Origin of the sequence: Aromatoleum toluolicum (genome assembly GCF_012911005.2) — a bacterium.
In the GTDB taxonomy this organism is placed as follows: domain Bacteria; phylum Pseudomonadota; class Gammaproteobacteria; order Burkholderiales; family Rhodocyclaceae; genus Aromatoleum; species Aromatoleum toluolicum.
This window is the reverse complement of record NZ_WTVS01000001.1, coordinates 49,690-72,314: the sequence shown is the minus strand read 5'-3', so window position 1 is coordinate 72,314 and position 22,625 is coordinate 49,690. Positions and strand designations below refer to the sequence as shown.

At 65.5% G+C, this 22,625-nt stretch carries 19 protein-coding genes; 6 read left to right on the top strand and 13 right to left on the bottom strand.

The window, feature by feature from the left end:
* Nucleotides 1-15 precede the first annotated feature (15 nt).
* Together ku and GPA27_RS00320 are read left to right on the top strand one after the other, a co-directional pair.
* On the top strand, nucleotides 16-885 hold the full coding sequence (gene ku, locus GPA27_RS00325) for a non-homologous end joining protein Ku (protein WP_169136642.1): 870 nt from the start codon (nucleotides 16-18) through the stop codon (nucleotides 883-885).
* A 13-nt stretch (nucleotides 886-898) separates the two neighbouring features.
* Nucleotides 899-1,732 (top strand): tetratricopeptide repeat protein, encoded by an 834-nt coding sequence (locus GPA27_RS00320; protein ID WP_169136640.1) that lies wholly within the window; start codon nucleotides 899-901, stop codon nucleotides 1,730-1,732.
* 160 nt (nucleotides 1,733-1,892) lie between these two features.
* On the opposite strand, the gene GPA27_RS00315 is transcribed toward GPA27_RS00320, so the two are convergent.
* The 7 genes from GPA27_RS00315 to GPA27_RS00285 form a co-directional block, all read right to left on the bottom strand.
* A complete protein-coding gene (locus GPA27_RS00315; RefSeq protein ID WP_169136638.1) occupies nucleotides 1,893-2,675 on the bottom strand; it encodes a phosphodiesterase in 783 nt (260 codons plus the stop codon).
* 85 nt (nucleotides 2,676-2,760) lie between these two features.
* Entirely contained in the window at nucleotides 2,761-3,336 is a 576-nt protein-coding gene (locus GPA27_RS00310; protein WP_373322696.1) for a C40 family peptidase, read from the bottom strand.
* The gene (locus tag GPA27_RS00305) at nucleotides 3,333-3,977 is read right to left on the bottom strand and encodes a 3'-5' exonuclease (protein ID WP_169136636.1); all 645 of its coding nucleotides are present in this window, start codon (nucleotides 3,975-3,977) and stop codon (nucleotides 3,333-3,335) included. The genes GPA27_RS00310 and GPA27_RS00305 overlap by 4 nt, the downstream gene beginning before the upstream one ends.
* Entirely contained in the window at nucleotides 3,974-5,872 is a 1,899-nt protein-coding gene (locus GPA27_RS00300; RefSeq protein WP_169136634.1) for a DUF294 nucleotidyltransferase-like domain-containing protein, read from the bottom strand. Before GPA27_RS00300 ends, GPA27_RS00305 begins: the two co-directional genes overlap by 4 nt.
* A 132-nt stretch (nucleotides 5,873-6,004) precedes the next feature.
* A complete protein-coding gene (locus GPA27_RS00295) occupies nucleotides 6,005-7,411 on the bottom strand; it encodes a PhoH family protein (RefSeq protein ID WP_169136623.1) in 1,407 nt (468 codons plus the stop codon).
* A 39-nt stretch (nucleotides 7,412-7,450) separates the two neighbouring features.
* Complete coding sequence (locus tag GPA27_RS00290; RefSeq protein WP_169136621.1) at nucleotides 7,451-7,915, bottom strand: peroxiredoxin; 465 nt, start codon at nucleotides 7,913-7,915, stop codon at nucleotides 7,451-7,453.
* Between the two features lie 113 nt (nucleotides 7,916-8,028).
* Nucleotides 8,029-8,406, bottom strand: a complete 378-nt coding sequence (locus GPA27_RS00285) for an Mth938-like domain-containing protein (RefSeq protein ID WP_169136619.1) — start codon at nucleotides 8,404-8,406, stop codon at nucleotides 8,029-8,031.
* Nucleotides 8,407-8,571: 165 nt separating this feature from the next.
* On the opposite strand from GPA27_RS00285, the gene GPA27_RS00280 reads away from it, so the two are divergent.
* The 3 genes from GPA27_RS00280 (at nucleotide 8,572) to thrC (ending at nucleotide 12,802) form a co-directional block, all read left to right on the top strand.
* A complete protein-coding gene (locus GPA27_RS00280; RefSeq protein ID WP_246260891.1) occupies nucleotides 8,572-9,870 on the top strand; it encodes a pyridoxal phosphate-dependent aminotransferase in 1,299 nt (432 codons plus the stop codon).
* 45 nt (nucleotides 9,871-9,915) lie between these two features.
* On the top strand, nucleotides 9,916-11,226 hold the full coding sequence (locus GPA27_RS00275; RefSeq protein ID WP_169136617.1) for a homoserine dehydrogenase: 1,311 nt from the start codon (nucleotides 9,916-9,918) through the stop codon (nucleotides 11,224-11,226).
* Between the two features lie 130 nt (nucleotides 11,227-11,356).
* A complete protein-coding gene (gene thrC, locus GPA27_RS00270; RefSeq protein WP_169136615.1) occupies nucleotides 11,357-12,802 on the top strand; it encodes a threonine synthase in 1,446 nt (481 codons plus the stop codon).
* Nucleotides 12,803-12,839: 37 nt separating this feature from the next.
* Here thrC and nadC read toward each other — a convergent pair whose 3' ends face one another.
* Nucleotides 12,840-13,688: a carboxylating nicotinate-nucleotide diphosphorylase gene (gene nadC / locus GPA27_RS00265; RefSeq protein ID WP_169136613.1), complete on the bottom strand. Its 849-nt coding sequence runs from the start codon at nucleotides 13,686-13,688 to the stop codon at nucleotides 12,840-12,842.
* A 101-nt stretch (nucleotides 13,689-13,789) separates the two neighbouring features.
* Between nadC and GPA27_RS00260 the strand changes: the two genes are divergently transcribed.
* Nucleotides 13,790-14,686, top strand: a complete 897-nt coding sequence (locus GPA27_RS00260; RefSeq protein WP_169136611.1) for a DMT family transporter — start codon at nucleotides 13,790-13,792, stop codon at nucleotides 14,684-14,686.
* A gap of 29 nt (nucleotides 14,687-14,715) precedes the next feature.
* On the opposite strand, the gene GPA27_RS00255 is transcribed toward GPA27_RS00260, so the two are convergent.
* The 5 genes from GPA27_RS00255 to GPA27_RS00235 all read right to left on the bottom strand — a co-directional run bounded on the left by GPA27_RS00255 (nucleotide 14,716) and on the right by GPA27_RS00235 (nucleotide 22,592).
* Nucleotides 14,716-15,969 (bottom strand): cyclic di-GMP phosphodiesterase, encoded by a 1,254-nt coding sequence (locus GPA27_RS00255; protein ID WP_169136609.1) that lies wholly within the window; start codon nucleotides 15,967-15,969, stop codon nucleotides 14,716-14,718.
* A 109-nt stretch (nucleotides 15,970-16,078) separates the two neighbouring features.
* On the bottom strand, nucleotides 16,079-17,584 hold the full coding sequence (locus GPA27_RS00250; RefSeq protein WP_169136607.1) for an NAD(P)H-hydrate dehydratase: 1,506 nt from the start codon (nucleotides 17,582-17,584) through the stop codon (nucleotides 16,079-16,081).
* 221 nt (nucleotides 17,585-17,805) lie between these two features.
* Nucleotides 17,806-19,344, bottom strand: a complete 1,539-nt coding sequence (locus tag GPA27_RS00245) for a SpoVR family protein (protein WP_169136605.1) — start codon at nucleotides 19,342-19,344, stop codon at nucleotides 17,806-17,808.
* Nucleotides 19,341-20,609, bottom strand: coding sequence for a YeaH/YhbH family protein (locus GPA27_RS00240; protein ID WP_169136603.1), 1,269 nt, complete (start codon nucleotides 20,607-20,609; stop codon nucleotides 19,341-19,343). Before GPA27_RS00240 ends, GPA27_RS00245 begins: the two co-directional genes overlap by 4 nt.
* 60 nt (nucleotides 20,610-20,669) lie before the next feature.
* Nucleotides 20,670-22,592 (bottom strand): PrkA family serine protein kinase, encoded by a 1,923-nt coding sequence (locus tag GPA27_RS00235; RefSeq protein WP_169136601.1) that lies wholly within the window; start codon nucleotides 22,590-22,592, stop codon nucleotides 20,670-20,672.
* Nucleotides 22,593-22,625 lie beyond the last annotated feature (33 nt).

Here is a 22,625-nt window from a genome sequence, read left to right as displayed (position 1 = left end):
CCCCCGGAGACAAGCATGGCGGCACGATCGATCGCATCGCTCACGATCTCGTTCGGAATGGTGGCCATCCCCGTGAAGCTCTATTCGGCCACCGAGACGAGCAAGACCGTCTCGTTCAACATGTTGCACAAGGGCTGCGGATCGCGGCTCAAGCAGCAGTACGTGTGCTTGAAGGAAGAGGTGGTGGTGCCGCGCGACGACATCGTCAAGGGCTACGAATTCGCCAAGGATCAGTATGTGACCTTCAGCCCCGACGAGCTGAAGGCGCTCGAGGAGACGGGCTCGCACAGCGCCGAGATCAGCGAGTTCGTGCCGATCGAATCCGTCGATCCGGTGTACTTCGACAAGGCCTATTACCTCGCTCCCGACAAGGGGGGCGCCAAGCCGTACGCGCTGCTTGCTCAGGCGCTGCGCGCGTCCGGGCGCTGCGCCCTCGGCCGCTGGGCGTCGCATGGTAAGCAGCACGTGGTGATGATCCGGCCGGTCGAGGATGGGCTCGTCATGCAGCAACTGCTCTACGGCTCGGACGTGCGGTCGATCAAGGATCTCGACATCCCGCACACCGAGGTCAAGGACGCCGAGCTGAAGCTCGCGGAGCAGCTGATCGATCAGCAGGCCGTCGACCGCTTCGATCCCGACGCCTACACGGACGCGGTGCGCGCGCGCATCGAGGCGGCGGTACAGAAGAAGGTCGAGGGGCAGGAGATCACGCTGACCGAGGAGGGCGAAGGTCGCGGTCAGGTGATCGACCTCATGGAAGCGCTGCGCGCCAGCTTGGAGAAGAAGGCTCCCGTGACGCCCGCACCGCAGGCCGAGGCGCGCAAGCCGCCCAAGCGGGCGCGATCCGCCGTGGAGCCTGCGGTGCGCAAGACGGCCAAGAAATAGCGAGGTTTCCCCCATGCACCGCTACGGCGTGCGCGAGGTCGAAAAGCTTCTGGGCCTGCGACGCAGCACGATCCGCGCACTGATCGAGGCGGGCTTCGTTTCGCCGGAACGCGGCCCGCGCAACGCCTGGCGCTTCTCCTTTCAGGATCTGGTCGTCCTGCGCACCGCTCAGGCGCTCGCGGAGGCGCAGGTGCCGCCCAGGCGCATCCTGCGGTCGATGAAGGCGCTGCGGAGCCGGCTTCCGGAGGAGATGCCCTTGTCGGGCCTTTCCGTCCGCGTGGTCGCCGACCGTGTTGTGGTGAAGGAAGGCGGTAGTCACTGGCAGGCCGAATCGGGCCAGTATCTGCTCGCGTTCGAAGGCGATCCGTCCGATGGCTCGCTGAACGTGGTCGAGTACAAGCCGGCGGAAGCTCCCGCTCACGCAGTGCCGCACGCGACGCACTGGTTCGAGCGGGCGCTCGCCCTGGAGCGCGACGAACCCGAGTCTGCGCGGCGAGCGTACGAGCGTGCCATCGTCGAGGCGCCGCAGCTGCTCGATGCCCGCATCAATCTGGGATCGCTCCTGCACGAGGCCGGATGCCTGACGGAGGCCGAACATGTCTATCGCGAGGCGATCGCGGCGTGCGGCAGCGCCCCGACACTGATGTACAACCTCGGCGTCCTGCTCGACGACATGGATCGCAAGCACGAAGCGATGGACGCCTATCGGGCGGCGCTACGCGGCGACCCCGGCCTGGCCGATTGCCACTACAACCTGGCGCTGTTATGCGAGCAGTTCAGCAAGCCCAGGGACGCCATCCGTCACATGGCGCAGTATCGCAAGCTGGTCGAGGTGAAGCCGGGATAGGCAGCGCGGGTGAAACGAGCGCCGAACGAGGGCGATGACTGCCTTTGGACGGCCGAAAACGCGCGGTCGTCGACACCTTCAGGGGTGACGCGACGGCCGCTTCGAGTGGAACGCGCACTCGCGGGCAAGCGGGCACGGAGCGTTTCCTGTTGATGACGATTCAATCGTAGGGTACCGCGGGGCTCTCGTCGATTGGCAGCACATGGGAGACCAGTTCGCCGTCCTGCCAGCGATGCAGCAGGAAACCCGGCGGTTCGCGGCACCACGCCAGCGCATCAGGTCTGCCCGATAGGTCGCAGACGATCTGGTGGGCGATCGAGGGGGCCGTTACGCACGGTCGCCCCGCGAAGCTCGTGAACATCGGACGATGCACGTGGCCGCAGGCGAGGGCGCGCACCTCGCAGTGAACGGTCAGCCACTCCGCTAGGCGATCGGCCCCGCGGCACGCGATCGCGTCGAGTCCGGCGATGCCCGTTGCGAACGGCGGATGGTGCAGGAACAGGAGCGTTGCGCGCAGCGGGTCGCAGGCCTCGTCGAGCCACGCGAGCTGCGCCTCGGCGATTTCGCCGCCTTCCTCGCCGGGGATGGTCGTGTCGAGGAACAGCAGGCTCAGATTGCCCATCGTCCGCTTCGCGCAGCACAAGCCGCCATTGCCGAAGCCCTGGCCCGGGAATGCGGCCTCGAGCTGCTCGCGGTCGTCGTGATTGCCGGCCATCACCTGCCACGGCATCTGCAGCGGCCCGAGCAGTGCGCGCACGCGGGCGTATTCCTGCGGGCTGCCTTCATTCACCAGGTCGCCGGAAACGACGACCAGGTCCGGTGCCGGCGCCAAGCCGGCGATGCGCCGGATTGCCGCGGCAAACAGGGCGCCGGTATCGATGCTGCCGTACAGGAGGGTGCCGGGGGCGACGACGTGCGGGTCGGACAGCTGTGCGATCAACATGCGGGAATTCTCGTCGGGACTTCAGTCCAGCCTAGACGAAAACCCGGCCCGCAGCAGAGGGATGCCGCGTGTAACGCGGCGCCGTTCAGTTTGCCTGCGGCAGGCCCAGATCGCCTTCCGGAACCATGCGGCGTGCGCCGTTGAAGCGCTTCGCCCAGTAGCTCTGGCTCATCTCGTCGATGCGCACTTCGCCGCCGCTGGACGGGGCGTGCAGGAAGCGGCCGTCGCCGACGTAGATGCCGACATGCGAGAAGGCCTTGCGCATCGTGTTGAAGAACACGAGATCGCCCGGCTTCAGATCCTGCACGCCGACCTTTTCGCCGACGCGGGCCATGTCGCGCGCAGCGCGCGGAAGGTTGAGACCGAGGGCGTTGCGGAAGACGTTCTGGACCAGCCCGCTGCAGTCGAGGCCGGTCTCGGGCGAATTGCCGCCGAAGCGGTAGCGGATCCCGAGATACTCCATGCCTTGGTTGATGAGGTCCTGCGCCGCGGTGCCGTAGCGGTCAAAGGACGACGTCGCCTCGGCGGCCTGGTCCGCTGGAGCGGGCGTGTCCACGGCGCCCGCGGGCGGGGCGATCAGCAGGGCTGTCGTGGCGAGAAGTGCGACGATACGGGTCGTCAGGCGGTGATGCATGGGTCGTGCGAGGGAAATTCGATTCATCCGTGGCGCCTCAACTGTCGGCGGCTGTGTTCCAGGTCCGCCAGACTGCGTGGGGTGTTCAGACCGAGCGCGCGTGCGCGCGCCTGCGCGGCCAGCATCAGCTGTGCGATCGCCCAGGCGTCGCCCAGTGCGTGGTGGCGCTGGAAGGTCTCGATGCCGAAGGCCTTCATCCAGTCGGCAAGGCGGGCCGGTCCGTCGATGTGTTCGTCGTAGAGCGCGGGCAGGAGCCAGTGCAGGTCCAGCCAGGTCCAGTCGGGCGTGAGGCCGAGGTGTTCGTCGAGCGCGCGTTCGAGCAGGCTGCGGTTGAACGACGCGTTGAAGACCACGACCGGGCCTTTCCCGGCAAACGTGAGCAGGTTCGTCAGCGCGGTCGCCGCATCGGGCTCCAGCGGTGCGTAGTAGCTGTCGTGCGGCGACAGGTGCTCGCGGTCGATCGCAATCCCCGCGACCGCGAGCAGGCGGTCCTTGTCAAGGTCGAGTCCGGTCGCCTCGGTGTTGATGACCACGTAGCGCGTCTCGAAGTGCGCGCTGCCCAGCTCGGGCGCGGCAAGCGCCTCCCAGCTCGCGATGGCGTCGCGCAGCGCGGCGTCGAGCGAGGCTGTGTCCGTGCGCGTGCCGAGCAGGCGGGTGAGCCAGTTCATAGCTGGTAGTCGAGCTTCAGCCGCAACTGCAGCTTGCGCGCCTGACGGAACGCTTCCTTGAGGATGCGCCGGTCGAGTTCGTTGAGCTTGTCCGGGTCGATGCGGTTGTCGCCGGGTGCGTCGTGTTCGGTGTCGAGGTGCTGCGCGCGCAGGCGCAGCAGCTGGATGAAGTGGAAGCCGTCGATCAGCGCGGCGATCTCCTCGGCCGGCATGCCCATACGGTTGCCGGCCTGGCGCAGGCGCTGCACGGTGCTGCTCGACGCGACGTCGGCGCGCAGCGCGAGGATGCGTGCGACGTCGACGAACAGCCGTGCCCCCGACTTCTTCAGATCGATCGTGCCGTCGTCCTCGACGACGAAATCGCGGATGCGTCCGAGCGGCGGGGCGACCTGGAGCGCGTTCGACGCCATCAGGCGCAGGAAGTTGGAGTAGGCCTTCGCCGTGCGGTTGAGCCACCCGCGCAGCTGGTCGCCCAGGCGCTCGTTGCCGCACAGCACGCGGTAGTCGAAAAAGATCGTCGCGTTGAGCAGGGCCTGCGGGTCGGGTTCGCGGATCCAGTCGCCGAAGCGTCCCTTCCATTCCTCGAGCGTGAGGCACAGCTCGGGATTGCTCGCCATGATGTTGCCCTTGCACAGCGGGAAGCCGCAGGCGGCGAGATTCTCGTTCACCTCTTTCGCGCAGGCCAGCAGGCGGCTCTTCAGCGCGGCCTGGTCTGTGCCTTCGGGGCAGGCATAGATGATGCCGTTATCCTGGTCGGAGGACAGCGTCTGCTCGTGGCGGCCTTCCGAGCCGAAGGCCAGCCATGCGTAGTCGATGCCGTAGAGGTCGTGCTTCGCGCGCGCGAGGTCGATGATGCGGCAGGTCAGGGCGTCGTTGAGCGCCGAGATGAATTGCGTCAGCTGCTCCGCGCCGATGCCCTGGGCGATGAGGTTGAGTGCAAGCTGACGGATGTCGCGGCTGGCGCGCTGCAGCGCTTCGAGGTCGTCCGCACCTTCGATGCTGGAGCGGATCTGGCGCAAGCCGATGCGCTGCAGCGTGAATAGGTCGCGCTCGGACACCACGCCCTTCAGCCGCCCCTCCGAATCGACCACCAGCAGGTGGCGCACGCCGTGCGTCGCCATCTCGAGGGCGGCGTCGTAGGCGGAGTCGGACGCCGACATCACGTGCGGCGTTGCGGTCATCACGTCGCCGATCGGGCGCTGCAGGTCGATGCCCGGCAGCACGACGCGGGGCAGCAGGTCGCTCTGCGTGAGGATCCCGAGCGGTTTCTGCTCGGCGTCGGTGATCACCATGCAGCCGATGCGCATCTCCGACATCTTCTCGAGCGCGGCGCGGATCGAGCTGTCGGGCGTGACGAAGATCGGCGCCTTCTTCACCAGCTGGCCGAGCGGCGTCGTCATCGTCTGCTGCTCCGCCGCGCGCTGCGCGAAGGTGCTCTGCAGCTGCTGGCGCGACTGGTTGAGCAGGCTGGCGATGTACTGCGTGCAGAAGACGTGGAAGACGGGGCTCATCTGCATGAGCTTGAGGAAGTCCTCCGCCGGCAGCTGGAACACGAAGCTGTCCTCCACCGCGACGTAGGCGTTGGTCGAGGGCCGCTGCGCCGAGATCGCGCCGATCGGGAAGCATTCGCCCGGTCCGAGCGTCATTGCGGCGTAGTCGGTGACGCTCGCAGGGCCGAGCTGGCGGGCCTGCACCTTGCCGCGCTGGACGATGTGGAAGTGCGTCGGCTGCCCCATCTCCGGCGTCAGGATCTCACTGCCGCGCGCGTGGAACGCCAGGGTCGCGCGTTCGGCGAGGAATTCGAGCGCCTCCGGCTCCATCCGGTTGAACGGCGAGAAGCGCGTGAGGAAGTCCGAACTGGCTCCGACCAGCATTTCCGAGGCGGCAGCGGGCATGGGGGCTTTCGCAGGCAAAAAACCTGCGCATTATAGGGTGCATCCCCGCAAGCCGGGATGATCCAGGGCAAATTCCCGCCTCTTGTCAGGGGGATCGTCGGGGCGGGGCGGGTGCCGCCGCCCCGGCGGGCGTCAGAGCACTTCCGCGGCGTGATCGGCCAGGCGCGAGCGCTCGCCGCGTTGCAGGGTGATGTGGCCGGAATGCGGCCAGTCCTTGAAGCGGTCGACGACAAAGGTCAGGCCGGAGCTGCCTTCGGTGAGGTAAGGCGTGTCGATCTGCGCGATGTTGCCGAGGCACACCACCTTGGTGCCGGGGCCGGCGCGCGTGATCAGCGTCTTCATCTGCTTCGGCGTCAGGTTCTGCGCCTCGTCGATGATCAGGAACTTGTTGATGAAGGTGCGCCCGCGCATGAAGTTCAGGCTCTTGATCTTGATGCGCGAGCGGATCAGGTCGCGCGTCGCCGCGCGGCCCCAGTCGCCGCCCTCGCCCGCCGTGCCGTTGAGGACGTCGAGGTTGTCTTCGAGCGCGCCCATCCACGGCGCCATTTTCTCTTCCTCGGTGCCCGGCAGGAAGCCGATGTCCTCGCCGACCGGCACGGTCACCCGGGTCATGATGATCTCCGAGTAGCGCTTGGCTTCGAGCACCTGCGTCAGGGCCGCGGCGAGCGTCAGCAGCGTCTTGCCGGTACCTGCCTGGCCGAGCAGGGTGACGAAGTCGATCTCCGGATTCATCAGCAGGTTCAGCGCGAAGTTCTGTTCGCGGTTGCGCGCCGTGATGCCCCACACGTTGTTCTTGCTGTGGGCGTAGTCGATCAGCGTCTCTATCAGGGCGCTGCGCCCGTCCCGTCCCTTCACCCAGGCCTGCAGCGGCGATTCGCCGTCCTGGAAGACGAACTCATTGACCAGCATGCTGGTTACGAGCGGACCCTTGATGCGGTAGTAGGTCCTGCCTTCCTCTTTCCAGGATTCCATCCCTTTGGCGTGGGTGTCCCAGAAATCGGGCGGCAGTTCGCGCCAGCCGGTGTAGAGGAGGTCCGTATCCTCCAGCACCTTGTCGTTGAAGTAGTCCTGTGCGTCGAGGCCCAGCGCGCGGGCCTTGATGCGCATGTTGATGTCCTTCGACACCAGGATCACCGAACGCTTGGGGAAGCGCTCGGCCAGATGCATCACCACGGCGAGGATCTGGTTGTCGCCCTTCGCGGTCGGCAGGGCCGCCGGCAGGGCCATGTTGATCGCTTCGGTCTGCAGGAAGAGCTTGCCCGTCGCGAGTTCCCGCGACGGGGTATCGAGGTCGATGCCGTCGGCGATGTCGGCCGCGCACGAACTCACGATCTCGTCCATCGTGCGGCTCGCCTGGCGGGCGTTGCGGGCGACTTCGGACATGCCCTTCTTGTTGTTGTCCAGCTCCTCCAGCGTCATGATCGGCACGAACACGTCGTGCTCCTCGAAGCGGAACAGGCTGGTCGGGTCGTGCATCAGCACGTTGGTGTCGAGGACGAAGAGCTTCGTATTCCGGCTGGCGGGCGCGCGTTTGGTCATGGAGTGGGTGATGCTCGGGGCGTCGGGTTGAACGGAGAGTTACAGGCTCTTCACGAAATCCAGCACTTCCTGCGCGTGGCCGGCCACTTTCACGCCGCGCCACTCGCGGCGGACCACACCTTCGGCATCGATGACGAAGGTGCTGCGCTCGATGCCACGCACCTGTTTCCCATACATGTTTTTCATCTTGATGACGCCGAAGGCGTTGCACGCCGCCTCTTCGGCGTCGGAGATCAGCTCGAAGGGCAGGCCGAGCTTGGCCTTGAAGTTCTCGTGCGACTTGATGCTGTCGCGCGAAATGCCGTACACGTCGCAGCCGGCGGCCTGGAATTCCGCGTGGCGGTCGCGGAAATCGGCGGTCTCGTTCGTGCAGCCGGGGGTGTTGTCCTTCGGATAGAAGTACAGGACGAGCTTGCGCCCGCGCAGCGCCGTGAGCGTGACGCTCGCGCCGCCGGTCGCAGGGAGGGTGAAGTCGGCCGCGGAAGCCGTGTTTGTCGTGTTCATGGGGCTCTCCGTCGTCGGTTGTCGCGATCAGCGTAGCGGAGGAGCCGGGGGAATGACAACGGCTGTGTGATCCGGATGGCGCTGCCGGCGGATTTCCGGCCGCGCCCCCGTCCTCAGGTTGGGTCGAAGAGCAGCGCCGCCACGACGGAGCGGCCCTCGGTGGCGAGGATGTTGTAGGTGCGGCAGGCGGCCGGCAAGTCCATGATCTCGAAGCCGATGCGCGCCTCGATCAGCGGGCGCAGCACCTGCGGCGTCGGGAAGCGCTGGCGGCTGCCGGTGCCGATGAGCACCACTTCGGGCCTCAATTCGCACACCACGGCGAAATCGTCGGCACTCAGGCCGGCGAAGCCGCCCGGCGCCCAGCCGGTGACAATGCGGTCGGCGGTGACCAGCGTGTTGCCGTCATGCCGCTCCTTGTTGATCATCAGGTGGTCCGTGCCGTAGCCGGTTACGACGTTGAGGTCGGCGTTCTGTTGGAGGTTCAGCTTCATCGGATTCGCTCGGTCGGCAAAATTGCCGGGGGATACAGGCTTGGATAAGATACATTCTTTTGGTTTTCCGGCCCACCGGCAGCTGCATGCCCGCGAGGTCCGGAGCCGACGGCGCGCCGGGAGTCCGACGCGGAGTGGAACATGCGAAAGAAAGGACGGAGTGCGATGAGCGTCGAGCCGAAACTGCGGGTTGCTGTCCCGCCCGAACAAACGAAGGGGCAGCCCGAAGCCCCGAGGCTCCCGCAGGTCCGCAAGTCTGCCAAGCTCGCCAACGTCTGCTACGACATCCGCGGTCCGGTGCTCACGCGCGCCAAGCAGATGGAAGACGAGGGCCACAAGATCATCAAGCTGAACATCGGCAACCTCGCCGCGTTCGGCTTCGACGCCCCCGAAGAGATCCAGATGGACATGATCCGCAACCTGCCGAATTCGGCGGGCTACTCGGATTCCAAGGGCATCTTCGCGGCGCGCAAGGCGGTGATGCACTACACCCAGCAGAAGCACATCAAGGGTGTGACGATCGAGGACATCTACATCGGCAACGGCGTGTCCGAGCTGATCGTGATGGCGATGAACGCGCTGCTCAACGTCGGCGACGAGGTGCTCGTCCCCGCGCCGGACTACCCGCTGTGGACCGCGGCTGTGAGCCTGTCGGGCGGCCGTCCGGTGCATTACCTGTGCGACGAGGCCAACGGCTGGCTGCCCGACCTCGACGACATGCGCGCCCGCATCACCCCGAACACGCGCGCCATCGTCGTCATCAACCCGAACAACCCGACCGGCGCGCTGTATCCGGACGAAATCCTGCGCGGCATCATCGATCTGGCGCGCGAATTCGGCCTGATCCTGTATGCCGACGAGGTCTACGACAAGGTCCTGTACGACGGCGTCTCCCACACGTCGATGGCCGCATTGTCCGAGGACGTCCTGACCATCATCTTCAACGGCCTGTCGAAGAACTACCGCTCCTGCGGCTACCGCGCCGGTTGGATGGTCGTGTGCGGCGACAAGCGCCACGCCCAGGACTACATCGAGGGGCTCAACATGCTCGCCTCGATGCGCCTGTGCGCGAACGTGCCGGGGCAATTCGCGATCCAGACGGCACTGGGCGGCTACCAGAGCATCGACGATCTCGTCGCCGAGGGCGGGCGCATGCGCCGCCAGCGCGACCTCGCCTACGAGCTGATCTCTGCAATCCCCGGCGTCAGCTGCGTCAAGCCGAAGGCGACGCTGTATATGTTCCCGAAGCTCGATCCCAAGATCTACCCCATCGAGGACGACCAGGCCTTCATCGCCGAACTGCTCGAGCAGGAGCGCGTGCTGCTGGTGCAGGGTACCGGCTTCAACTGGCCGCACCCGGATCACTTCCGTCTCGTGTTCCTGCCGCACGAAGACGACCTGCGCGACGCGATCGCACGCGTCGCCCGCTTCCTCGAAAGCTATCGCAAGCGTCACGGCACCTGAAGCAACCCGTTTCACCCATCTGAAGACAAAACTCAACGAGTTCTTATGAAAGCGATCAATGTTGGCCTGCTGGGCATCGGTACCGTCGGTGGCGGTACCTTCACCGTTCTGAAACGCAACGAGGAGGAAATTACCCGTCGCGCCGGTCGCCCGATCCGAATTACCGCAGTGGCCGACAAGAACCTGGAACTCGCGCGCAAGGTCGCAGGCGCCGGCCCGCGCATCACCGACGACGCGTTTTCCGTCGTCACCGATCCCGAGATCGACATCGTCATCGAGCTGATCGGCGGCTACGGCGTCGCCAAGGAGCTGGTGCTCAAGGCGATCGAGAACGGCAAGCATGTCGTCACCGCGAACAAGGCGCTGCTTGCCGTGCATGGCAACGAAATCTTCGCCGCCGCGCAGAAGAAGGGCGTGATGGTGGCCTTCGAGGCGGCGGTCGCCGGCGGCATCCCCATCATCAAGGCGCTGCGCGAAGGCCTCTCGGCCAATCGCATCCAGTGGCTCGCCGGCATCATCAACGGCACGACCAACTTCATCCTGTCCGAGATGCGCGACAAGGGCCTGCCGTTCGCCGAAGTCCTCAAGGAAGCGCAGGCGCTCGGTTACGCCGAAGCCGATCCGACCTTCGACATCGAGGGCATCGACGCCGCGCACAAGGCCACGATCATGAGCGCGATCGCGTTCGGCGTGCCGATGCAGTTCTCCGCTGCCCACGTCGAGGGCATCACCGCGCTCGACAGCGTCGATATCACCTATGCCGAACAACTCGGTTACCGCATCAAGCTGCTGGGCATCTCGCGCATGCGCCCGGAAGGCATCGAACTGCGCGTGCATCCGACCCTGATCCCCGCCAAGCGCCTGATCGCCAACGTCGAGGGGGCGATGAACGCGGTCGTCGTGCACGGCGATGCCGTCGGGGCGACCCTGTACTACGGCAAGGGCGCGGGCGCCGAGCCGACGGCCAGCGCTGTGATCGCCGACCTCGTCGACGTGACCCGCCTGCACACCGCCGACCCCGAGCACCGCGTACCGCACCTCGCGTTCCAGCCGGACCAGGTGCGCGACCTGAAGGTGCTGCCGATCGAGGAGGTCATCACCTCCTACTACCTGCGCATGCGCGTCGAGGACAAGCCGGGCGTGCTCGCGGACATCACCCGCATTCTCGCCGACAGCGGCATCTCGATCGAGGCGATGATCCAGAAGGAGGCGCCGGAGGGCTCGTCGCAGACCGACATCATCATGCTGACGCACGAAACGGTCGAGAAGAACGCCAACGCCGCGATCGCGAAGATCGAGGCGCTCCCCGTCGTGCAGGGCAGGATCACGCGCCTGCGCATGGAAAACCTGCAGTAATCGCCCCGTGCGGACCCGCGCGTCGATCTTCCCCGTGCGCGGGCGCGACGGCAGGCACGGTTGCATGCGGAAACCTCCGCGTCGCCGTGCCTTCGTCCTTTGACGAACACACCCATTCAAGGATCTGCCCGTGAAGTACCTGTCCACCCGCGGCCACGCCGCCCGTCCCGAGTTCTGCGACATCCTGCTTGGCGGCCTCGCGCCCGACGGTGGCCTGTACCTGCCCGAGACCTACCCGCAGGTGACGCGTGCCGAACTCGACGCATGGCGCGGCCTGTCCTACGCGGATCTCGCCTTCGAGATCCTGTCCAAGTACATCACCGACATCCCCGCAGCCGATCTCAAGGCAATCTGCGACAAGACCTATACCGCCGACGTCTATCGTTTCGTCCGTCCCGGCGGCAACGCCGCCGACATCACGCCGGTGCACTGGCTGGAAGCGGGCCGTTTCGGCCTGCTCGAGCTGTCGAACGGCCCGACGCTGGCGTTCAAGGACATGGCGATGCAGCTCCTCGGCAACCTGTTCGAGTACGTGCTCGACAAGCGCGGCGAGACGATCAACATCCTCGGCGCGACTTCCGGCGACACCGGCTCCGCGGCCGAGTACGCGATGCGCGGCAAGCACGGCGTGACCGTGTTCATGCTGTCGCCGCACGGCAAGATGAGCCCCTTCCAGCGCGCGCAGATGTACTCGCTGCAGGACGCCAACATCTACAACATCGCCGTCACCGGCATGTTCGACGACGCCCAGGACATCGTTAAGGCCGTCTCGAACGACGCCGCATTCAAGGCGAAGTACAAGATCGGCGCAGTCAATTCGATCAACTGGGCGCGCGTCGCGGCCCAGATCGTGTATTACTTCAAGGGCTATTTCGCCGCGACGAAGTCCAATGACGAGCAGGTCGCGTTCTGCGTGCCCTCAGGCAACTTCGGCAACATCTGCGCCGGTCATATCGCGCGCCAGATGGGCCTGCCAGTCTCGCGCCTGATCCTCGCGACGAACGAGAACGACGTCCTCGACGAGTTCTTCCAGACCGGCGTGTACCGTCCGCGCAAGGCCGCGGAGACGCAAGTCACCTCGAGCCCGTCGATGGACATCTCCAAGGCGTCGAACTTCGAGCGCTTCGTCTTCGATCTGGTCGGCCGCAACCCGCAGCGCGTTGCCGAATTGTGGAAGTCCGTCGACGCAGGTGGGACGTTCGATCTCGCTGCCAGCGGCGAGTTCGCCGACTCCCGGAATTACGCCTTCGTCTCCGGCCGTAGCACGCATGCCGACCGCCTCGCGACCATCAAGCAGGTGTTCGAGACCTACGGAACGGTGATCGACACGCACACCGCGGACGGCGTCAAGGTTGCCTGGGACTGCGCCGCGTCCGTGCCTGCCGGCGTGCCCCTGCTGGTGCTCGAAACCGCGCTGCCGGTCAAATTCGCAGAAACGATCCGCGAAGCCCTCGGCCGCGAGCCCGAGCGTCCTGCGGAACTTGACGGGATCGAGGCGCTGCCGCAGCGGGTCGAGGTGATGGCCCCAGACGTCGACGCGGTCAAGCGTTTCATCGTCCAGCACCTCGAGGCCTGAAGCGCGCAGAGCCGGTTCCCGGCCCTGCGCCTGCGGCTCACTCCTCGATGTGGCGCAGCGACAAGTCGAGGGCGCGGACGTCCTTGGTGAGGCTGCCGATGGAGATGCGGTCGACGCCGGTTTCGGCGATGGCGCGCACCTTCTCCAGGCTCACGCCGCCGGAGGCTTCGAGTTCGGCGCGGCCGGCGGTGATGCGCACCGCTTCGCGCATCGTCGCGAGATCCATGTTGTCGAGCAGGATCATCTTCGCGCCGGCGGCGAGCGCCTCGTCGAGCTGTGCGAGGTCCTCGACCTCGATTTCGATGAACACGTTCGAGGGGGCGATCTTCTTCGCTTCCTCCATCACGCGGGCGACGCTCCCCGCCGCGATGATGTGGTTTTCCTTGATCAGGATGCCGTCGTAGAGGCCGACACGATGGTTGGTGCCGCCGCCCACGGCGACGGCATACTTCTGCGCCAGGCGCAGCCCGGGCAGCGTCTTGCGCGTGTCGACAATCTTCGCGCCGGTGCCCGCGACCGCGTCGACGAAGCGGCGCGTGACGGTGGCGGTACCCGACAGCAGCTGCAGGAAGTTGAGCGCGGTGCGTTCGGCCGTGAGCAGCACCCGCGCGTTGGCGACGACGTCGCACAGGACCTGGCCTGCCTCGACGCGGTCGCCGTCGCGCACATGCCAGATGATCGTGGCTGCGGAGCTCAGCGCCGCGAATGCGGCGTCGAACCAGGCGGTGCCGCACACGACGGCCTCTTCGCGCGTGATCACCCGGCCGCGGGCGTCAGTTTGGGCGGCGATCAGGCGCGCGGTCAGGTCGCCGGTGCCGACGTCTTCGGCGAGCGATGCGGCGACGTTGCGCTGGATCTCGATGCGCAGTTGTTGTGACAGGTTCATGGCGGGCGCGGCTCGGTATGATTAAACAGAAATTCTAGCGGTTCCGCCGCAGGCCGGGGCAATCGTGCCCCGCTGGCGGGCCGACCTTGTCGGGAGCGGAAGTGAGACCGCGTGACGTATCCGAACTGCTGATCCTTGCCGCCCTGTGGGGCGGGTCGTTTCTCTTCATGCGCGTTGCGGCCCCGCAGTTCGGCCCTGCGGCGCTCATCGAGCTTCGGGTCGGTCTCGCAGCCCTGTTGCTGCTGCCCGTGCTCGCATGGCGCGGTGAACTCGCACCGCTGTGGCGCAAGGCGGGACCGCTGCTCTTCGTCGGCGTCACCAACTCCGCCTTGCCCTTCGTACTGTACGCTTGGGCTGCGCTGTCCGTCACGGCCGGTTTCGCATCCATCGTGAATGCCACATCGCCGCTGTTTGCCGCCCTGGTCGCGTGGGTCTGGCTCAAGGACCGCTTGTCCGCGCCTGCGACCGCCGGCCTGCTGGTCGGCCTGCTGGGCGTCGTGATCCTAGTGTGGGGCAAGGCTTCGTTCCGTACCGGGGGCTCGGGCTGGGCGGTGGCCGCCTGCCTTGCGGCGACGCTCAACTACGGCATCGCGGCGAATTTCACCAAGCGCTACCTGTCGGGCGTGGATCCCATGGCGATTGCGACCGGCAGCCAGTTCTACGCGGCGCTGGTGCTCGCGCCCTTCGCCGTCTGGCTTTGGCCGCAAGCGATGCCTGCGCAAGAGGCCTGGATCGCCGTGCTGCTGCTCGCGTTCGCCTGCACCGGCGTCGCGTATGTCATGTACTTCCGCCTTATCGCACGCATCGGCCCTGCGCGTGCGATCGCCGTCACCTTCCTGATCCCGATTTTCGGCATGCTGTGGGGGGCGATGCTGCTCGACGAGGCGATCACCCTAAACATGCTCGCGGGATGCGGGGTGATCCTGGCGGGGACGGGGCTTGCGACCGGAGTAATCCGCCTGCCCGGCCGCACGGGCGTCGCGCAGGGCAGGAGCTGACACGGCGTCGCGCCGTCAAGCGCGGACGCTCAGTTCTTGCTGCCGTCGACGAAGTAGTCGAGACGCCCGCGCGGTGCGAGGTATTCGACGGTTTCGACCGGCAGGGTCGCCGGGCTGAGCGCCGCTTCCACCTTCAGGTCGGCGTCGCGCAGGTCCACGAGCATGGCTTCGGAACGCGGAATGTCCGGGTCGTGCAGCATCACGAGCGGATGGAGGAGGTTTGCCGGGTTGGTTTCGACGACCATGCCGACGCTACCGTTCGACAGCGCCACGAAGGTGCCGGGCGGATAGACTCCCAGCGTCCTGATGAACAGTTGCACGAGCTGCTCGTCGTAGTGCTTGCTCTCGGTGCGGAAGATCTGGCGCAGCGCCTCGGCCGGCGCCTTGGCCTCGCGCAGGTCGAAGGGGTTGCACAGGTTGTCGTAGCGGTTCGCGATCGCCGCGATGCGGGCGAGCCGGGGGATCTTCTCGCCCGCGAGCCGGTTGGGAAAGCCGCTGCCGTCGAAAAATTCGTGGTGGCAGGCGATGACGTTGCGCACCGGCACGGGCAGGTCGCGCATGCAGCTGATCGCCTTGATCCCGTAGCCCACGTGGGCGCGGTAGAAATCTTCCTCGGGACCCGTGCGCTTCGTGCTGCGCAGGATGCGCGGCGGAATCTCCTGCTTGCCGATGTCGTGGAGCAGGGCGCCCAGACCGAGGTGGCGCATCTCCTCCTCGGAGAGTCCCAGCGTCTTGCCCAGCATCAGCGACAGCGCCATGACGTTGAGCGCGTGGAATGCCAGGCCACCTTCGCGGCTCTTCTGATTCACCAGATGGATCACCATGCTGTCGTTGCCGAGCAGGTTTTCCACCAGGCTGCCGACCAGCGCATTGGCCTGTCGCTGCGCGTCCTGCGGCCGGCTCGCCAACGACCGGAACACATCGCCCGCGGCAATCGCCTGCTGCTCGAACAGACGCTCGCGCCGCGCGAGGCCTTCACGCTGTTCGCGCACCCGTTCGATGCGCACCCGTTTCTCGTCCTGCATGCCCGCCAGGGCAGCCGTGCCGAAATCCTGCTCCGGTTCCGGCGCCTGCGCATCCGCGGTGCGCGGCGGGAAAGGCTCCGCGGTACTGCGCGCCGGGTCCCATTCGACCTCGGTGATGCCCATTTCGCGCAGCGCCTGGATCTGCTTCTCATTCGAGAGGCAGAAGCGGCTCAGCAGAAATGGGTGATCCATCCAGCCTAGCGAGGCCAGTGAAATGAATACGCCTGGCCTGAGTCGGTCGACGCTGATCTGCGGCATTGGTCTGTTACAAAATCGGACACGGCGATTCTAGCAGTCCCGCCGGGCGATGATGGGCGAACAACCTGCGTTATTCGTGGAAAATCACCGCCCGCGCCGTCTGCAGCATTCAGTGCCCCTTGGTTGCCTGCATCGTCCATGCATTGAAGATGCCGCGTGAAGCCTCCGCGACTTCGCTCGCGGTCAGACCCACCGGACCGATGCCTTCGCGGGCGAGCCGGTCGGCCGCCGCGCCATGCAGATGTACCGCCGCGATGAGACCCGATTCGGCCGGCCACCCTTGCGCGATCAGGCTCGCGATCAATCCCGTGAGCACGTCGCCCATGCCCGCGCTCGCCATACCGGGGTGACCGGTGCTGTTGATCAGCCAGCGGCCGTCCGGCGTCGCGATCACACTGCCGCTCCCCTTGAGGACCACTACCGCATTGAAGGTGCGTGCGAGTTCGAGGGCGCTTGCGACACGATCGCTCTGGACGCCGGCTGTGTTCGAGCGCAGCAAGCGTCCTGCTTCGCCGGGGTGGGGCGTCATCACCGTTGGCGCCTCGCGCGCGGCGACGAGCGTTCGCAGGTTTTCCGAGGCTGCGACGATGTTCAGCGCATCGGCATCGAGCACGATGGGGCGCGGCCGCCGGATCGCCCGTTCGAGCAGCCCCGCGGCTGCCTCGCCGTCGCCCAGCCCCGGCCCTAGCGCGAGAACGGTCGCGAGTTCGATGACGTCGTCCGGGCGCTGCAGCATCAGCTCGGGTTGCGTGAAGTCGACCGCCGGCGCCGCGTCGTCGACCAGGCCGGTGAGCACCCGGCCGCAGCCCAGTTTCAATGCGGCGCGCCCCGCGAGCAGCGCCGCCCCGGTCATGCCTCGCGCTCCGCCGATGATGCCGACGTCACCGTAGCACCCCTTGTGGGTGTTCTGCAGACGCTGCTTGAGGAAGGGTTTGAGGATGCCCGACTGGATCTGCAGGCCCTTGGGTGGCAGGTAATTCGGCGGGTCGATGTCGAGCCGGTGCACATTGACGACTCCGGCGATGTCCGGTCCGTCGTGCGTGAGAAGTCCCGGCTTGAGCGCCAGAAAGGTCAGCGTCGTGGTCGCATGGAAGACCGTGCCCAACACCTGCCCGGTGTCGGCGTCGAGTCCGCTGGGAATGTCGATCGCCAGCCGCGGGGCGTGTTGCGCGTTGAGCGCCTCGATCCACTGCGCATGCCGTCCGGTGACAGGGCTGCGCAGTCCGATGCCGAACAGTGCGTCGACCACCAGCGCCCAGCCGTTTGCCGGCGCAGCCGGAAAGTCCGAGACCGTCTCGCCGCCGGCCGCGCGCCATGCTGCAAAGGCAGCCGCGGCGTCACGCGGCAGCTTCGCCGCGTCGTCGGCAAAGGCGACGGTGACGTTGCGTCCGGCCTGCAGCAGGCGGCGTGCCATCACGAAGCCGTCCCCGCCGTTGTTTCCAGGGCCGCAGGCGATCAGGACATGTCCCGCGCGATCCTGCGTGAGGCGCACGGCTTCCTCCGCAGCGACGCGGCCGGCACGCTCCATCAGGCTGGGCTGCGCATGCGGGGCGACCAATGCTTCGATTGTACGGATGCCGTCTACCGGGTAGATCGGTTTGGGCGGCAGGAACATGAAGCCTCCGGCGGGAAGGGAAATGCCCGATTCTAGCCCCAGTCCGATTTATGACGTCAATGTGCGATTGAATGTCCCGGATAAAAGAGCGTCATGCGAGGCGCCAGCATGACTGCGCCGAGCGGGTCTTCCGCTGCCCTGAAAAGCGAACGCCGGCGCGTCGATCCGACGGGCCGGCGTTCAGTGGCATTGTGCTTGCACTGACTCGCTGCGAAGATTCCCTAATTCTCGGCCTGTCCGCGGCGCTTTTCGAGGCGCGTCTCCTGGACCAGCTCGACGCTCCCGTCCTCGTGCTGGGTCTCGAGCCGCACTGTGAAGCCCCACAGCCGTGCCATGTGCTTCATCACCTCGTCGATGCTGCCGCCCAGCGGCCGCTTGCGATACTGCTGGTGGCGCAGCGTCAGTGAGCGGTCGCCGCGCAGGTCCACGTTCCACACCTGGATGTTCGGTTCGCGGCTACCGAGGTTGTATTGGTCGGACAGGATCTCGCGCACGCGCCGGTAGCCCGTCTCGTCATGGATCGCCGAGACCTTGAGCTTCGCCTCGTGTTCGTCGTCAAGGATCGCGAACATGCGGAAGTCGCGCATGATCTTTGGCGACAGGTATTGCGCGACGAAGCTCTCGTCCTTGAAGTTCTTCATCGCGAAGTCGAAGGTCTCGCGCCAGTCGCTGCCGGCGATATCGGGAAACCACGCCCGGTCCTCCGCGGTCGGATCTTCGCAGATGCGCTTGATGTCCTGCCACATCGCGAAGCCCAGCGCGTACGGGTTTATGCCGCTGTACCAGCGATCGTTGTAAGAGGGTTGGTACACCACGTTGGTGTGCGACTGCAGGAACTCGAGCATGAAGCTGTCCGCAAGCAGGCCCTCGTCGTACAGCTTGTTGATCAGCGTGTAGTGCCAGAAGCACGCCCAGCCCTCGTTCATGACCTGCGTCTGGCGCTGCGGGAAGAAGTACTGCGCGACCTTGCGCACGATACGCACGACTTCGCGCTGCCAAGGCTCCAGTAGCGGCGCATGCTTTTCGACGAAGTACAGCAGGTTCTCCTCGGGCTCGGGCGGAAAGCGCACGGCCGCGACCTTGCCCGGCCTGGCGTCGTGGACCGGCAGCGTCCGCCACAGCTCATTGACCTGGCTCTGCAGGTACTCCGTGCGCTCCGCCTGGCGCAGCTTCTCCTTCGCAAGCGACAGCTTGGGCGGACGCTTGTAGCGGTCCACGCCCAGGTTCATCAGCGCATGGCAGGAGTCGAGCAGCAACTCCACCTCCTCCTCGCCGTAGCGCTCCTCGCAATGCGCAATGTAGTTTCGCGCGAAGATCAGGTAGTCGATGATGGCATCCGCGTTCGTCCAGGTGCGGAAGAGATAGTTGCCCTTGAAGAAGCTGTTGTGTCCGTAGGCCGCATGCGCGATCACCAGCGCCTGCATCGTCAGCGTGTTCTCCTCCATCAGGTAGGCGATGCAGGGGTTCGAATTGATGACGATCTCGTAGGCCAGGCCCATCTGGCCGCGCCGGTAGCTCTTCTCCGTCGAGAGGAAGTGCTTGCCGAAGGACCAGTGGTGGTAGTTCACCGGCATGCCGACCGACGCGTAAGCGTCCATCATCTGTTCGGACGTGATCAGCTCGATCTGCGCCGGATAGGTGTCGAGGCTGAAATTCGCCGCCACGCGCGCGATCTCGGTGTGGTAGGCGTCGATGGCCTCGAAAGTCCACTCGGACGTCGCCGGCAGCTGCTTGACCTTCTTTGAGGTGGCGCGCTTCATACGAAATTCTTCTTGAAGAGTTCGCGAAACACCGGATAGATGTCGGCCGGTTCCTCGATACGCTGCAGGGCGAAGTTCTTGTGCTCGCCCGACAGCTTCTCGTACTCCCGCCACAGGTTCTGCGGCTCGCCGGGGGTGATCTCGATGTACGCGAAGTACTGGCACCACGGCAGGATTTGCGAGCCCAGCAGCTCGCGACAGATCGGCGAGTCGTTGTCCCAGTTGTCGCCGTCCGAGGCCTGGGCACCGTAGATGTTCCAGGTGCCGTGTGCGTAGCGTTCGGCGATCACCTCATGCATCAGTTTCAAGGCGCTCGATACCACCGTGCCGCCGGACTCGCGCGAATGGAAGAATTCTTCCTCGTCCACTTCCTTCGCCACCGTGTGGTGGCGGATGAAGACGACCTCGATGTGCTCGTAGGTGCGCGTGAGAAACAGGTACAGCAGCATGAAGAAGCGCTTCGCCGTCGCCTTCTTCTCCTCGTCCATCGAGCCCGAAACGTCCATCACGCAGAACATCACCGCCTGCGTCGTCGGTTTCGGCACGCGGATGCGGTTGTTGTAGCGCAGATCGAAGCTGTCGATGAAGGGGATCGCCTCGATCTTCGCGCGCAGGCGTCCGATTTCGTCCTTGAGCTTCAGCGCGTCCTCGCAGTCCTCGCCCGACTCCTCGATGACCTGCTCCAGTTCCTTCTGCAGTTCGCGCAACCGTGCGGAAAATGGTGAGCCGAGCGCGAGCCGGCGCCCCAGCGCGCCGCGCATCGAGCGCACGATGTTGATGTTCGCCGGCGAGCCGTCCGACTTGAAGCCGGCGCGCTGGGTCTTGTAGTCACTGATGCGCGCGAGCTGGGTGCGAACCAGGTTGGGCAGGGCAAGGTCGTCGAAGAAAATGTCGAGAAATTCCTCGCGCGACAGGTGGAACACGAAATCGTCTTCGCCTTCACCCTCGTTGCTCGCCTTGCCCTGGCCTCGTCCTCCGCCCCCGCCGGAAGGGGGGCGGTTGATCAGATCGCCGCTGGCGAACTGATCGTTGCCCGAGAACACCTGTTCCCAGATGCCCCCGCGGCCGTGCTGGAATTGCGGCTCGCTCAGATCCTTGGACGGGATCGTGATCTGCTCGCCGTTGTCGAGGTCGCGAATGGAGCGATCCTGGATCGCGTCGTTCACCGCGCGGCGAATCTGCTGCTTGAAGCGGCGCATGAAGCGCTGGCGATTGACCGCGCTCTTCTTCTTGCTGTCGAACCGCCGATCGATGATGCGGGTCATGTGTGTCTCCGGCAGGGATGCGGAACGCCGTCCGGACGCTTCGTCCGGACGGCGCGTCGGTCACGACGACTTGCGGACCCGCAGATACCATTCGCACAGCAGCCGCACCTGCTTCTCGGTGTAGCCCTTGTCGATCATGCGATCGACGAAGTCCTGGTGCTTCTTCTGGTCGTCGGCGCTCGCCTTCGCGTTGAAGCTGATCACCGGCAGCAGCTCCTCGGTGTTCGAGAACATCTTCTTCTCGATCACGCCGCGCAGCTTCTCGTAGCTCGTCCAGCTCGGGTTCTTGCCGTCGTGTTTGGCCCTTGCGCGCAGCACGAAGTTCACCACCTCGTTGCGGAAGTCCTTCGGGTTGCTGATGCCGGCGGGCTTCTCGATCTTCTCCAGTTCGTCGTTGAGGGCCGAGCGGTCGAGGATCTCGCCCGTATTCGGATCGCGGAACTCCTGGTCCTGGATCCAGAAGTCGGCGTAGGTCACGTAGCGGTCGAAGATGTTCTGACCATACTCCGAGTAGCTTTCCAAGTATGCAGTCTGGATTTCCTTGCCGATGAATTCGGCGTAACGCGGCGCCAGGAACTCCTTGATGTAGCCCATGTAGCGCGCCTCGACCTCAGGCGAGTACTGTTCCTGTTCGATCTGCTGTTCGAGCACATACATCAGGTGTACCGGGTTCGCCGCCACCTCGCGGTGGTCGAAGTTGAACACCTTGGACAGCGCCTTGAACGCGAACCGCGTCGACAGGCCGGTCATGCCCTCGTCGACGCCGGCGTAATCGCGATACTCCTGGAAGCTCTTCGCCTTCGGATCGGTGTCCTTGAGGTTCTCGCCGTCATAGATGCGCATCTTCGAATAGATGCTCGAGTTCTCGGGCTCCTTCAGGCGCGACAGCACGGCGAACTGCGCCATCATGCGCAGCGTGTCCGGCGCGCACGGGGCGTCCGCCAAAGAGCTCTCGACGAGCAGCTTCTCGTAGATGTGGATCTCGTCGGACACGCGCAGGCAGTACGGCACCTTCACGGTGTAGATCCGGTCGAGGAAGGCCTCGTTGTTGCGGTTGTTCTTGAACGCGACCCACTCCGACTCGTTCGAGTGCGCCATCACGATGCCGTCGAACGGGATCGCACCGAAGCCCTCGGTGCCCTTGTAGTTGCCTTCCTGCGTCGCCGTCAGCAAGGGGTGCAGCACCTTGATCGGCGCCTTGAACATCTCGACGAATTCCAGCAGACCGCGGTTCGCCAAGCACAGGCCACCCGAGTAGCTGTACGCATCCGGGTCGTCCTGGGAATACTGTTCGAGCTTGCGGATGTCGATCTTGCCGACCAGCGAGGAAATGTCCTGGTTGTTCTCGTCGCCCGGCTCGGTCTTGGCGACGGCGGTCTGCTTGAGCACCGACGGCCGCAGCTTGACGACGCGGAAGCGCGTGATGTCGCCGTTGAATTCGTGCAGGCGCTTTACCGCCCACGGGCTCATGATCGTGTTGAGGTAGCGCCGCGGGATGCCGAAATCGTCCTCGAGCAGGCGGCCGTCCTCATTCACGTCGAACAGCCCCAACGGCGACTCATGCACCGGCGACCCCTTGATCGCGAAGAACGGGACGTTTTCGATCAGTGACTTCAGCTTCTCCGCGAGGGACGACTTGCCCCCGCCGACCGGCCCAAGCAGGTAGAGGATCTGCTTCTTCTCCTCCAGTCCCTGCGCCGCATGGCGGAAGTAGGAGACGATATGCTCGATCACCTCCTCCATGCCGTAGAAATCGCGGAAGGCGGGGTAGATCTTGAGCATCTTGTTCGAGAAGATGCGCGACAGGCGAGGGTCAACGCGAGTGTCGACCAGTTCGGGTTCGCCGATCGCCATCAGCATCCGCTCCGCAGCCGTTGCGTACGCCGAACGATCCGACCGGCACAACTCCAGGTACTCCTGGATGGACATCTCCTCTTCGCGAGCCGCCTCGAATCGGGCCTGATAGGCATTGAAGATCGTCATCTGGATTCCTCCTGTCTGGGGCGAGCCGTTCAC

Bases quoted from the DNA above. Each gene is read 5' to 3' on its own strand.
- ku (WP_169136642.1), top strand. From the start codon at position 16: ATGGCGGCACGATCGATCGCATCGCTCACGATCTCGTTCGGAATGGTG.
- GPA27_RS00320 (WP_169136640.1), top strand. From the start codon at position 899: ATGCACCGCTACGGCGTGCGCGAGGTCGAAAAGCTTCTGGGCCTGCGA.
- GPA27_RS00315 (WP_169136638.1), bottom strand. From the start codon at position 2,675: ATGTTGATCGCACAGCTGTCCGACCCGCACGTCGTCGCCCCCGGCACC.
- GPA27_RS00310 (WP_373322696.1), bottom strand. From the start codon at position 3,336: ATGAATCGAATTTCCCTCGCACGACCCATGCATCACCGCCTGACGACC.
- GPA27_RS00305 (WP_169136636.1), bottom strand. From the start codon at position 3,977: ATGAACTGGCTCACCCGCCTGCTCGGCACGCGCACGGACACAGCCTCG.
- GPA27_RS00300 (WP_169136634.1), bottom strand. From the start codon at position 5,872: ATGCCCGCTGCCGCCTCGGAAATGCTGGTCGGAGCCAGTTCGGACTTC.
- GPA27_RS00295 (WP_169136623.1), bottom strand. From the start codon at position 7,411: ATGACCAAACGCGCGCCCGCCAGCCGGAATACGAAGCTCTTCGTCCTC.
- GPA27_RS00290 (WP_169136621.1), bottom strand. From the start codon at position 7,915: ATGAACACGACAAACACGGCTTCCGCGGCCGACTTCACCCTCCCTGCG.
- GPA27_RS00285 (WP_169136619.1), bottom strand. From the start codon at position 8,406: ATGAAGCTGAACCTCCAACAGAACGCCGACCTCAACGTCGTAACCGGC.
- GPA27_RS00280 (WP_246260891.1), top strand. From the start codon at position 8,572: ATGAGCGTCGAGCCGAAACTGCGGGTTGCTGTCCCGCCCGAACAAACG.
- GPA27_RS00275 (WP_169136617.1), top strand. From the start codon at position 9,916: ATGAAAGCGATCAATGTTGGCCTGCTGGGCATCGGTACCGTCGGTGGC.
- nadC (WP_169136613.1), bottom strand. From the start codon at position 13,688: ATGAACCTGTCACAACAACTGCGCATCGAGATCCAGCGCAACGTCGCC.
- GPA27_RS00255 (WP_169136609.1), bottom strand. From the start codon at position 15,969: ATGCCGCAGATCAGCGTCGACCGACTCAGGCCAGGCGTATTCATTTCA.
- GPA27_RS00250 (WP_169136607.1), bottom strand. From the start codon at position 17,584: ATGTTCCTGCCGCCCAAACCGATCTACCCGGTAGACGGCATCCGTACA.
- GPA27_RS00245 (WP_169136605.1), bottom strand. From the start codon at position 19,344: ATGAAGCGCGCCACCTCAAAGAAGGTCAAGCAGCTGCCGGCGACGTCC.
- GPA27_RS00240 (WP_169136603.1), bottom strand. From the start codon at position 20,609: ATGACCCGCATCATCGATCGGCGGTTCGACAGCAAGAAGAAGAGCGCG.
- GPA27_RS00235 (WP_169136601.1), bottom strand. From the start codon at position 22,592: ATGACGATCTTCAATGCCTATCAGGCCCGATTCGAGGCGGCTCGCGAA.